Raw genomic sequence first — 1,069 nt, 5'->3', positions numbered from 1 at the left:
GGTAGGTGACGCTCAATACGTCGTCCTGGTCGTCGACGAGGAGTCGGTACCAGAACGGGTTCCCACTCAAGGCGAGGTCACGCAGCACGTTGGCCGGAATCACCCAGTCCCGGTCGGCGCTGATCGCCGGCTGATCATCCACTCCCGCGAGCGTGGACGCGGGGACCATGACACCGATCGCGAGACTCGGGCCGCGGGCGGGTTCGTTCTCGGGGTCGATGTGGTCGAGCGCGTCCACGAACACGTCGGCCCGCCGTTGGGCGAGCGTCCGGTCGTCGTCGTTGGTGGTCTTGGCAGCGTGGTCGAGCCGCTGATCGATCCCCGCCAACACATACGAGGGCAGATTCTCGGCATACAGGCTTCCGGTGCCGTCCTCATCATGGTGGATGGTGACGGAGCGTTCGGCGACGATGTCCTCGTAGCGTTTCTCGACCTCGTCGGGTTCGACCCGGGCGATGAACCGCCGCATCCACTGGCGCAGTTCGCCGGTGGTGTGGGTGGCCGCGTAGGAGACGACCTGGCGGTCGAGCTTCTCGACCGACCGTTCCTCGGTGAGCTTCCAGGCGCCGGCCGCGATGATCGACACCCGCGCCGCATCCAGTTCGCCGTCGCCGAATGCCGCCCACACGGCCGGCAGGTCATCGCGCGCGGTCTCGGCCTCATGCAGGCGGGCGGCCAGCTGATGCTCACTCCACCCGTTCGCCTGAGCGATCACCGACCGCACCGCCGCGACCTCGAGCTCCCGCGCCCGTGGTTCGAGCTCCCGCTCGATCCGAGCCGTCTCGGCATCGAGAAGGTCCAGGGTCGCGTTCCACTGACGGAACTCAGCCAGAGCACGCTCACGCCGCAGCCCGGCAAGACCGCCGACCCTTGCGTCACGTGTGCTCTCGATCATGTTTCCAACCTAGAGAAGGCCACCGACACTCCCGTGACCTTGTTCACAACGCCCACATGGCTGGTCGAGTAGGAGGTCGCTCAGCGACCGACGTATCGAGACCACGTCACGTGAGATGTGGTCTCGCTCCGTGGCGGCTACGCCCTCACTGCCACGGCTCCATTGCGGCTCGCA

1 protein-coding gene is annotated in these 1,069 nt (G+C 66.8%); it reads right to left on the bottom strand.

Annotated features, from left to right (window positions below):
- On the bottom strand, positions 1 to 895 hold an 895-nt coding region (locus D9V41_RS16055; protein WP_121795603.1), incomplete at its 3' end, for a DUF222 domain-containing protein.
- Positions 896 to 1,069: the final 174 nt, after the last annotated feature.

The organism is Aeromicrobium phragmitis (genome assembly GCF_003674095.1).
GTDB classification, from domain to species: Bacteria; Actinomycetota; Actinomycetes; order Propionibacteriales; family Nocardioidaceae; genus Aeromicrobium; species Aeromicrobium phragmitis.
Note: the sequence above shows the minus strand (reverse complement) of the source record. Positions and strands in the feature narration are given on the sequence as shown.